Source organism: Variovorax sp. 3319 (assembly GCF_031456585.1).
Taxonomy (GTDB): Bacteria; Pseudomonadota; Gammaproteobacteria; order Burkholderiales; family Burkholderiaceae_C; genus Variovorax; species Variovorax paradoxus_P.
The window spans coordinates 24,153-34,544 of the sequence record NZ_JAVDUZ010000021.1 but is presented as its reverse complement, the minus strand read 5'-3'; the positions used below and the strand labels follow the sequence as shown (position 1 = coordinate 34,544).

General features: G+C 60.6%; 11 protein-coding genes and 1 pseudogene. 7 read left to right on the top strand and 5 right to left on the bottom strand.

Annotated features, from left to right (window positions below):
• From J2X67_RS27095 to J2X67_RS27085, 3 genes are all read left to right on the top strand, one after another.
• Positions 1 to 717 (top strand): tryptophan 7-halogenase (locus J2X67_RS27095; protein WP_309958069.1); only part of this gene is annotated, 717 nt, incomplete at its 5' end.
• Positions 718 to 1,511: 794 nt separating this feature from the next.
• Positions 1,512 to 2,075, top strand: a complete 564-nt coding sequence (locus J2X67_RS27090) for a hypothetical protein (RefSeq protein ID WP_309958068.1) — start codon at positions 1,512 to 1,514, stop codon at positions 2,073 to 2,075.
• A gap of 350 nt (positions 2,076 to 2,425) precedes the next feature.
• Positions 2,426 to 2,914, top strand: coding sequence for a YcxB family protein (locus J2X67_RS27085; protein ID WP_309958067.1), 489 nt, complete (start codon positions 2,426 to 2,428; stop codon positions 2,912 to 2,914).
• An 818-nt stretch (positions 2,915 to 3,732) separates the two neighbouring features.
• Here J2X67_RS27085 and J2X67_RS27080 read toward each other — a convergent pair.
• The 3 genes from J2X67_RS27080 to J2X67_RS27775 are packed head-to-tail and all read right to left on the bottom strand — an operon-like array spanning position 3,733 to position 5,234.
• Positions 3,733 to 4,161 (bottom strand): metal-dependent hydrolase, encoded by a 429-nt coding sequence (locus J2X67_RS27080; protein ID WP_309958066.1) that lies wholly within the window; start codon positions 4,159 to 4,161, stop codon positions 3,733 to 3,735.
• A 40-nt stretch (positions 4,162 to 4,201) separates the two neighbouring features.
• On the bottom strand, positions 4,202 to 4,789 hold the full coding sequence (locus J2X67_RS27075; RefSeq protein WP_409050548.1) for an NADAR family protein: 588 nt from the start codon (positions 4,787 to 4,789) through the stop codon (positions 4,202 to 4,204).
• 52 nt (positions 4,790 to 4,841) lie between these two features.
• A complete protein-coding gene (locus J2X67_RS27775; protein WP_354328590.1) occupies positions 4,842 to 5,234 on the bottom strand; it encodes a GFA family protein in 393 nt (130 codons plus the stop codon).
• Positions 5,235 to 5,728: 494 nt separating this feature from the next.
• Between J2X67_RS27775 and J2X67_RS27070 the strand changes: the two genes are divergently transcribed.
• Positions 5,729 to 6,103: a hypothetical protein gene (locus J2X67_RS27070; RefSeq protein ID WP_309958065.1), complete on the top strand. Its 375-nt coding sequence runs from the start codon at positions 5,729 to 5,731 to the stop codon at positions 6,101 to 6,103.
• A 52-nt stretch (positions 6,104 to 6,155) separates the two neighbouring features.
• On the opposite strand, the gene J2X67_RS27065 is transcribed toward J2X67_RS27070, so the two are convergent.
• The gene (locus tag J2X67_RS27065; protein ID WP_309958064.1) at positions 6,156 to 6,434 is read right to left on the bottom strand and encodes a hypothetical protein; all 279 of its coding nucleotides are present in this window, start codon (positions 6,432 to 6,434) and stop codon (positions 6,156 to 6,158) included.
• Between the two features lie 310 nt (positions 6,435 to 6,744).
• On the bottom strand, positions 6,745 to 7,221 hold the full coding sequence (locus tag J2X67_RS27060) for a hypothetical protein (RefSeq protein ID WP_309958063.1): 477 nt from the start codon (positions 7,219 to 7,221) through the stop codon (positions 6,745 to 6,747).
• A gap of 461 nt (positions 7,222 to 7,682) precedes the next feature.
• Here J2X67_RS27060 and J2X67_RS27055 point away from each other — a divergent pair.
• From J2X67_RS27055 to J2X67_RS27045, 3 genes and pseudogenes are all read left to right on the top strand, one after another.
• Positions 7,683 to 8,355: pseudogene (locus tag J2X67_RS27055) on the top strand (DNA primase small subunit domain-containing protein); the annotation flags it as partial.
• A 739-nt stretch (positions 8,356 to 9,094) separates the two neighbouring features.
• Complete coding sequence (locus J2X67_RS27050; protein ID WP_309958061.1) at positions 9,095 to 9,601, top strand: hypothetical protein; 507 nt, start codon at positions 9,095 to 9,097, stop codon at positions 9,599 to 9,601.
• 122 nt (positions 9,602 to 9,723) lie between these two features.
• A complete protein-coding gene (locus tag J2X67_RS27045) occupies positions 9,724 to 10,029 on the top strand; it encodes a CopG family transcriptional regulator (protein WP_309958059.1) in 306 nt (101 codons plus the stop codon).
• The last annotated feature ends 363 nt before the right edge of the window (positions 10,030 to 10,392 follow it).

The following is a 10,392-nucleotide window of genomic DNA, read 5'->3' as shown; positions in this document are numbered from 1 at the left end:
GGAAACATCAGCATCTGCTGGTTTCCGCACGGCTGGTTCTGGTTCATTCCGCTGGCCGACGGCACCACCAGCGTGGGCGCGGTCTGCTGGCCCTACTACCTGAAGACGCGCGACAAGCCGCTGAAAGACTTTTTCTACGACACCATCGCGCTTTGCCCGGTGCTGGTGGACCGGCTGAAGAATGCCACGCTGGTGGACGACGCAGTGCACGCCACCGGCAACTTCTCGTATTCGAGCACCCATGCCACGGCCGACCGCTACCTGATGCTGGGCGATGCCTTCACCTTCATCGACCCGATGTTCTCGTCCGGCGTGTACCTGGCAATGCACAGCGCATTCGACGGTGCCGACCTGGTGGCCACGGCGCTGGACAAGCCGGCCGAACTGGCGCCCGCGCGCAAGGATTTCGAAGCCATGATGCGCAAGGGACCGCGCGAGTATTCGTGGTTCATCTATCGGGTGACCAACCCGACGATCCGCGACATGTTCATGCACCCGGGCAACCCGTTCCGCGTGAAGGAAGGGCTGATGTCGCTGCTGGCCGGCGACATCTATCGCGACACGCCGATCTGGCGGGCGCTCGGCATGTTCAAGTTTCTGTACTACTTCATCTCGATCACCCACATGCGCCGCACGTGGGAGGGATGGAAGCGGCACCGCTTCAACACCCGCGACATGGGCGCGTTGAAGGGCGAGACGATTCTCAAATCGGAGTAGTGAACGGCGCGTGCACGGCCACCGCTTGGCCATCTGCTCAGGGCGCGCGTTACGCTCACACCGGCTGACCTGCTCGAAAGCGGTTGTACGGGTCTCCTGTGCCAACACATACCAATTGCACTATTGCGGTGATCTTCTCCGCCTGCAATTTCGAGGACTCGCGACTTCTGCACGCCCTTTTGGGCTTGTCCATCCACCAGGTCCGAATCTAGCCGTAGAGCGACGAGCTCCATCGAGAGAGGCGCCGCCTGGGACCGAGGCATCAGCGGCTCCAGATGGCGACCCGTTCTACCAAGGGCGCCGCTGCGCCGAGGCAGGGGCGATTCCTCTGAACTTGTGCAGCTGGCACGGAGTTGGACTTTGGCAGGCTTGGTCCCGACATCATCGGTTGAGAACGGCTACCGAGGGCTGGTCGACGTAGGACTGCCGGTCTATCAGCACTTCTTGGCGCAATACATCCTGCGCGCACAGGTCTTCCCAGCCGTCTATCTCAGCATACGATTGAAGTCGAGAAGCCGGGGGGATAAGCGGGTCAGCGCCGCCAATCTCGATGAATAATCGCCCCCCTCAACACTGCTTGATGTGAGACCCCCAGGCTCCTCGCCAATTCATCCTCCAACTGCATATGAACGGACCGGGCGTCAGTTATGGTCCAAGTCTTGGATATTTCGGCAAAGGAAGTCCGGCACAGTGATCGGGTGCTGGGAGCTCTCCGGCCGCGCTGCCCTCCTGCCACCGTATGAGAACGATCTTGGGTGCGGCAAACCGAAAATGCACATTTCGGTGAGGACTCTATGACTTTCAAGAAGAAGCGATGTTCGGCGGTCGTGACCTTGAACGCCCGGCTGCAACCGGACACCCGCTCCCACTTGGAGGACGCGCTGAAGCCGCTGATGCAGCAACATGGTCACCGGATCACCGGTGGCGGATCGCTGTTGTCTGAGGAGGGGGAAATTCTGGAGTGTGATATCGAGATCGAGTTGGCAAACGACTCGGACGCCAGCGTCAGGCATGTGATCGATGCCTTCGAGGCGCTCCTTGCACCGAAGCGTTCCAGAATCAAGCTGAAGGGAAAGGAAACTGCCGTTGAATTTGGCGCGCAGGAAGGCCTGGCCCTTTACTTGAATGGCTCGGACCTGCCGGCTTATGTCTACGAGGAATGCGACGTCAATCGCGTTTTCGATGAGTGCGAACGCCTGCTCGATGAAGCGGGGGACATCCATTCGCACTGGGAGGGTCCGACCGAAACGGCCATCTACATGTACGGCCCCAGTTTCGATGACATGCATAGGCTGATATCGCCGCTGCTGGCAAGCAATCCGCTGTGCGGTTGGTGCCGCGTCGAGCGGACCGCCTGAGGACTGCCCGTCAGGCACGCGCGCGTCGGCTGTCCCACTGCGTGGCGTCGATTTAATGCGATGTGCTTTGCCACAGCGGAGAGAACGCCTGAGCACCGACGCGAACACGGACACACGACGCGCTTCGCGGTCCGGTGCGCGGTCCAAGTGCCGAATAGCGTGCGCAGGTCTCGACCTCCTGCACAACGGCACCGAACAGGCGTCCCAAAACCGCAGAGTCGTCCAAGACGCCCCGTGCAAAAGCAGGAGGCAAGCGATCGTGCACAGATGAGATATTTCCGTTCAACCCGTGCGACTTGGCATTCGACTGCCAAGGGTCGTCGAGATATCCAACTTCCCTTGCACCTGACATGAAGACCGCGACATTCAAGATAACAGAAGACGACTACATCGATGCGATCCGACTTCACTCAAAGATGCCGCCGGCCCTTCGATGGATTGGGGCTGTGCTGGCATTCATCCTCGCCGCCGGTGCCGCCTGCGGGTCGCAAGACATGCGCGCCCTTGCGTGCATCACACTGGCCTCGAATCTTCTTGCAATCTTCGCGGTACCTGTGCTTTTTCGGTTTGTCAGCCGACGCCACTATCGCAACTACAGAGCGATCCAGGCTGAATTCTCGGCTGTCCTCAACGATTGTGGCCTGCACCTTGGAACAGAATTTGGCGAAAGTCGGATTACTTGGGGCAACATACTGAAATGGCGTCACAACAGCCAATACCTGCTGCTCTACATGGCGCCGCGCCTGTTCCATGTTGTACCCAAATCGATCGCAATCCAGGGATTCGACCTTCAGCGCCTTCTCGAGGGCCTTCATACCAACGTCGGTCCCGCCAGTTGACGCTCCTCAGCTCTTGAAAATCGCTGCGCGCACACTCAACATGCGAACATTGGGAATGCGCTCCGAGATCATGACTTAGATGCATCGTCCTTCCTGGACGTGCTCCGCTCGCGACGCTCCACAGGACTTTGCGTATGGAGCAGCTGCTTGGCTGCTCGGTCGGAATAGCCGCAACGCGAACCACTGCTGGATGGTCGATCGGTCTGCAATGAATTAAGGTTAGGCGAGGAACCGGGGGTTTCACATAAAGCAGTGTCGACCTGATGGACATAACAGGTGAGTCGCGGCGCTAACCCGCTGACCTCCAGTCCTCGATTTCCATCGTAGTTTCATGATGCGCCAATGTGATTCCTGCGTCCGCAGGATGAGTCAGAGAAAAATCATTAAACAGACCGGGAAAAGTTCTCCTGGCCGCAAGAATTCGCATCCCTTCCGATCACGACGATCATCGTCGCTCTCCGAAGAGAGGTCGAGGGGCGAGCTGGTGAGGCTCGCCCGGAGTTCGTTGGCGTGCGGATTGAGCAAAACCGACAGCGCGAGCCCCTTGTTTCCCGACGCCTCGGGTATTCACAAGCGGTAAGACGAAAACGACACCAATCGGCTCGTCCTCCTGCACAAGCAGCGCATCTGCATGAGGCGCAATCTCCTCTGCCGGTCTGCATACAAAGATGAACGCAGGATGGTCTGCCGCGGGCGATGGCACGCAGACGAGACTTCCGCTACGGCTGCGAGGCGAGTTCGACCTCCGGCTTGCACGGCAATGAATAAACCCGGCGGCTTGCGAGGCACTTGCTGACGGACCTGCAACTCGTCTCCACTCACCGCGCGGAGCATAGCCCAGCAGATCCAGGCCTTGCCAATTTCGCGAGAGTCGCGTGCCTCCAGGCCCGCTGCGCGGCCCCACGGCGTCGAATTGCGACGATCAGTCGGGACTGGACCGCAGAGGCCAGGGCCAGCATCGGGGCCCAGACGGTGACGACTTCATTGAGGATCACCTGGATCCCACGGGGCGATAAGAAGCGCTGAATGGAAACTGGCGACACTTCAATGGGTCGCCACGGACTGAAAAAACGAGCTTCAGCGACAGGCCACAGAAAAGCGATGCCAATCCCACCATTGGTCAGCATGTCGCGGAGCGAATGCGAGGCCGTACACAGCGTGATCCACACCCATCCCGCTCCGCGGCTCAGGCCCCATCTTGGCGCCAGCCGATGGGGCCTTTCGCGCTGGCCATCGCGGGTGTCCATCGGGCTGATCACAACGAGTGGGCCAGCGGCGTGCGAGGCACTACGCTGCCGGACCAGCAACCCGTCTTAGCTCATCCCGCGCGGCCATCAACGCATAGCCCAGCAGATTCAAGCCTTGCCACTCGCGAGGGTCGCGCGCCACCGGGTCCATCGCCGCGAGTCCGATGCCCCAGATTGTGTCGAGCGGACTTGCCTCGACCAAGACCTTGTCGCCGGTGCCAAGAAGGAACGCGCCCAGTGCTGGATTCTGTGTGAACTTGGCCACGTTGCCGCGCGTCACCAGGTCGAAGCGCGCGCCCGACCAGACCGCCTCATCGAAGCTGCGAATCTCCCGGCCCAGCTTCTTGGCCTCGCCAGGGGTGCGCGCAGCAAGGATTCTTTCGCAGGTCGCTGCGTCATCAAAGAGACGTGCCTTGCCCGCCATCATGAAGTGCTCCGCGGTCCGGTAGGTGTCGCCTTCGAGGGTGAATGGCGCTTCGTACCACTGGCTGAAGCAGGCCTTGCTGAGGGTTCCATCCCTGGATGCTTGATGGCCCCAGAAGAGCAGCAAGTCCACCTCGCAGCCTCGGTCGATGTTCGCGAGCAACTCTTCGTTGCTGCGCGCCGTGTTGAATATGTGCGTCGTCACTGTTCCTCCTCCTTCGGCCCGATCTGGCGAAAATCCAACCGCTGCTGCAGGGTCAGGCCCCCAGCGCGTCCCAAGCCGCGGCTGACTCAGTGTGCAGCTGCTCGGCCGTCAGCTGAAATTCAGTTTCGATGGCGCCTGCTGGAACGATCACGAATTCCCCGTCACGCGCAAGCCTGGGCACCGGTGCGCCGCAGACAGCGCAGAAGCATCGCCCGAAACGAGCTGCTGTACGCAGCTCGAATCTAGTGACAGAAGACTCTCCAGATAACCAGACAAACTGATGAGGTGGCACAGCCAGATTTGTGGCGTGGCTACTGCCGGAGCTTTTCCGGCACCGGGAACAGCGACAAGCGACAAATTTCAGCACCGGCGTACGGACCTCGAATCTGACGCATCCACATAAGCATGCTCCAACCAAAGTTTCAGGCAGGTTCGCAGTTCTCATTGCTTGATGATAGGTACGAAGCTCTGCAGGCGGACCGCGAGTTGTTAGTGCTCTTGCAGGAGCCAACTGGTGCATGGCGATACAGCAACGTCCTGAGCGCATCTGGGAGGAGGGACGCATGAACGTGCAGTGGCACCGTGCCAATGCGGTCGCCGCGCGAAGTTTCCTTCGTATCTTTCTCGCAGCTTGATCTCGGCTCGGGATCCGTCAAGTGGCGGTGAGTCATGGGAGGCCGCCCCGCTGGCGGCACCACAGGCCTGTCGCGCCTCTGCTCACAACTCGGGGATCTTGAAGGGATGATGGGCGGGGATGTCATAGACATCCTCTCGCACGCCTCTGGCAAGCGGCCCTCGCACTGCGCGAAGAACCAGCACGTCGAGGTCGAGTGCCGCGCACGCACGTCCCGACGGGAACGCCGTTTGCCGGTTCCACCGGCGGCAGTTCGCGCCTGCGCTCGGGACGAACGCGCTGCAGCCAATGGAGAATGGATGAACATGAAAGACTTGGACAACAAGGGCGGTACAGAAGAGGCCGAAGGAACGCAAGAGGCCGGTGCGAACGCGGACCGGCGCCAGACCGCGCACCCTGGCGAGACCCGCTGGTCGCAGGCCAGCGGTGATGGCCTTCAACGACCGGTACCGCAGCAACCCAATGAGCTCGACGAATCCGCAAGCAGCCAAGCGGCCGCAAGCCCCTCGATGGTGGGCATCGGGCAGGCCGCCTACCACGACACGCTCACAAGCGAGGACACCGACCGGGGGCCGGTCATGGATACGGTCTACAACGGCCCCGTGACCGAAGGACGTTGCGCGGACGACGAAGAGGAGGTCCGCGGCGGGTGTGGAGCGGCGCCTGCCTCCGGCGCCTGATCGAGCACCTACAAGCCACCATGGCCGCGAGGCTGTGTTCCCTGGGCTATAGCTACGACTCTGACACAAGCCGCACGTCTTGAGCGGGATCTCGATGAAGGATCAATGCCCAGGTCAGCTCGAAGCCCACCAGTGCCTTATCCGGGATCGGGCTCGCTTCGAGATGAGCTTGGGAAAATTGCCGCTGCTGCGCAAGTTCTTGTGCAAGCGCACCCGGGTTCGGGTGAGTTTTGATGAGCGCTCTCAAAGCTGCCGCGAGCGCCATCTCTGTTCCAAGCAGGCCCGCAGCTGAAGCGGTTGCCATTGCCGTTGCCTCTTCCGGTGTGGTCATTTGTCCTGCCCTTGCGGGTTCCGTGTGGAGGTCTTACGACTGTACTCTAAGTAAATGCTACTTTCGGTTGCACTGGTCCGCTACGGCCGACGAACTTAACTACCACCTGGATTGCCGCCTGCGCACACCGACTGCAGCAGCAGTGGCATACCGTCGAACCGCTCGAGCTGGGATGTCGCACGTGACCTTCGGGCGCGATGAGCGGCTGGGAGTGATGCTGCCCGACCGAGCGGCGGTCGAATGGTCGCGGCCGATCAACGACGGGGTCGCTTTCGCCAGTGGCCCGGCACGGCGGGCGGCGAAATAACCCCTAGCTCCAGCGCTCGTGCAGCAGCAGAAATATGCTGCCGGCGCCTATTAAGAGAGGAAAGCCCGCCTCGATTACCAGCCAGCGTAGATTTTGGCTTCTGAGAAAGAGTTCAAATGCTCCATTGAACCGCCGAAGTGACGCGGGAACCCGAGCGGACTGCACCACCGCCCTCGCCTGACCGACCTCTTGCACAAGCGTCACCATTTCGGATTTGAGACCGTCGAGGACCGATCGAATCGGGGTGCCGGGCATTAGGCCGGTCTGGAAATCGGGCTGTTTAGACTCCTCAATGAACCTCGCGAGATCCTGCTGTAGCTTGATCGAACCTTCTTCCACGCGCTTCATTCGCGAACATTGTTTAAGCCACCAGTTGTAAAGGGCGGATTGACGTGGATCGTCTGGATGGTCTGCCTCAGCGGACAACTGACGAGCGCCGGTTAGAAATGCAACTCTGGTCCCCGTAATGCGCAGTGCCATTCCTGCAGCCGTCCACGGCGCACCAAGCGAAATGGATGAACATGGAAAGGTTTATCGCCAAGAGCCCAGTTTTGAGATTTGCGGTCGTTAGACCTTCGAAGGTCACACCGCGCAAGGTGTTCTGGGGCGCAACCTTTACGTCCAGAATGACCATAGCGATGGTGATGCAAGCGACCACCATGAGATTGAACCTTATCTTGGCGGTCGCTTCGGAGAACTCAGGCAGCACCGGCTTTCCGAGCACAGTCTCCGCTGCTTCTATTTTTTCTCGTCTGTCATTGCAAACCGGCTCCACCGTGTAGCTGTTAGAACAGGCCTGACTTCCAGGCACCCGTGACAACTGTAGATGATCAGTACCACTCACCCCCTGAACAGATGGAACCCCTACCGGTGTAGTCGACCGATACGGCTCTCCGTGTCAAAACATGACGACAAGTTGAGCATCCCGGGCGTCAAGGGCACTTGATGAGAAGCTCTGGCCTGGGCACGGGGGGGCTGCTCGAGGTGGGCACGGCGCAGGCCCTGGCGAACGCGGCTCAGATGAATGTCATCGAGTTCCACACCTGGAACTCGCTCGCCAAGAACATCGACAAGCCGGACCGGATGATTTTCGATCTGGACCCGGGCGAAGGCACGACTTGGCAGCATGTGCAGGAGGCAGCCACGCTCGTGCGTACCCTGCTCTTGGAACTGGGCCTCGAGTCCTGGCTGAAGACGAGCGGGGGCAAAGGGCTCCACGTCGTCGTGCCTTTGGCGCCAAGGAACGACTACGACACCGTCAAGGCGTTTTCGCAAGCGGTCGTCCAGCATCTGGCGCGGACGATACCCTCGCGCTTTGTTGCGAAGAGCGGTCGAGCGAATCGCGTCGGAAAGCTCTTCGTTGACTATTTGCGCGATGGACATGGCGCGACCACGGCGGCCGCATTCTCTGCTCTCGCCCGGCCCGGCCTTGGTGTTTCGGTCCCTGTGAGTTGGGACAATCTCGCCATGCTGAAGAGCGGTGCGCAATGGACGATTGCCCCTGCGCGCGAGCACCTCTCATTTCAGAGCCATGATCCATGGGAGGGTTACTGGAAAGCCAGGCAGACGCTCGCCGGGCCGATGAAAATTCTTGGCTTCACGAAGAAGGCGTGAACGCGTTGGCGATCGTCGCCGTGAGTTCAAGGCAACGTGCGGCTCGAGCAGTTCGGTGTCACTGGACGATTTCGCGATCGCACGACCGATAGACAATTAGAGACAGTCGAAGACTGAACTCCTCGGAACTGGTGTGCGACGATCGCACAGTACCTTGCTCACCCCAGCAATTGGTCGACGGTGGAGCACTGCCCAGGATCGAGCCAGAGGGTGTGCGGCGGTCGCACACTGCTCGCCGCGCCGCCGCTCGTGTGCTCGTGTTGTCATGCCTGCGCCTTTTCATAATTCCGGCAAAGGCCCCGGAGTTCCAATGCTCAGCGCTGAGCTGGCGCTCGTTCGACGGTTGTCTAGCGGGACGAGTTGAGCGTCGTGGCTCGATGAAGGACCGGGGGTCCGGAGATTGCGCTCGAGCCCCTAGGACCGGCATTCGCGTGGGCCCTAGCGTCCAAAAGTTAACCACAATCGCTGTGGCCGAAAATTCTAAATTTAAGAATGAAAAGTTCATGACTCCAGCGCTCATGAGCACCGGACACGGTGATCATACGATCGGACTAGGTGCTCAAGAGCCCTGGAATACACACTCCTACAAAGGCAGGCAAAAACGCAGCCGCTTTGATGGCGGCCGGTGCCGTCTGAAGAGCGATGGCAGCAGTGGTGGAATGCTGACCGATCGCCAAATGAGGCGCCCCGCGGCGGCAGAACTTCGAGTGAGTCGCACCGTGCAACAGGAGGTCCCAAGGTGAACATCAAACAAGCGATCAAGATCTGCACGTTATCAATCCTGCTGTGCACAGCCACCGCGTTTGCGAAGAACCCGCCAAAGTTCACCGACTATCCGGCGACGGCGAGCTATCAGCCAAAAACAGGCACGCGTCCGCCGCTGCGGCTGACGACGCAAACGGCCCGCCGCTATACCACTGCAATCCATCGCGCTTACAACGAGGCGCCCAACTTCGGCGGTCATCTGCATGTTGTCAGTTGGGGGTGTGGCACCGATTGCCGAAACATCGCAGTGCTTGATTACGAGACTGGCCAGGTTTACACCTTGCCGGGCGTGAACGAGATCAGTGGCGCGATGGGCAACGATGACGAGCGCGTGGATTTTCGGCCTGATAGCCGCCTGCTGATCATCGCAGGCAGCCTCGATCGCGCCCGGCCGGCTGACAAGTTCTACTATGTCTGGACAGGCCGGCGCCTCAAGCGAATATTCACCGAGCCACTGGCCGTAGATTCCCGGGACCGATAAACCACGCCCCGTCCTACGTCAACCAGGCAGCGCAATGCGCACCGCCGCCTGACGCTACCGGCGGGGCTGTGCAATAGCGAGGTCCACCGGCTTGCGTAGACAGCTGTACAACCGTCAACGTCATGAAGTCCATCAACATGCCGACAACGACCGTCCGTCTTGAAGATGAGCTCAAGGCCCGCATCGCGGCTGCGGCTGCGGCTGCGAGGTCGGGCAGGTCTTCACACGCGTTCATTCTGGACGCGCTGTCCGACATGGTCGAGCGCAGCGAATTGAATGAGGAACTGCATCGGATCGCAGACAAGCGGTGGGCGGCGCTGCAGCGCACCGGCGAATCGGTCGCCTGGGAGCAGGCTGCGGCTTACTTGAAGGCGCGCGGGGCCGGCCAGAAACCTCGTCGGCCTCTGGCGCGCAGGCCGGCGCCCTGACCGGCCCATGTTCCACATCGAGCTAGCCCCGGAAGTCCTGGACGACGTCGACCGTGACATCGGCCATCTGAAACAGCACCAGGTCGCCGACGTGGCGGACCGGGTCGGGGGAGATTCTCGATGCCATTCAGATCCCTTCGCGCAGCCCGCTGATCAGCCGCCCCTTCGCAGGCGGAAAGCGTGAGCTGATCATCGGCGAGGACAACCGCGGCTATGTGGCGCTGTACCGCTACCTGGCCTCATAGCCGCACAAGGACTTCGCCCTCGGGATTCAGCGTCGAACTCCCCTCGCCGTTTCGCCGTTCCCGAAGCGTTGCTGCCGATCGGCAGTTCGGCGCCCTCCATCGATGTTCGGCGCGCCGA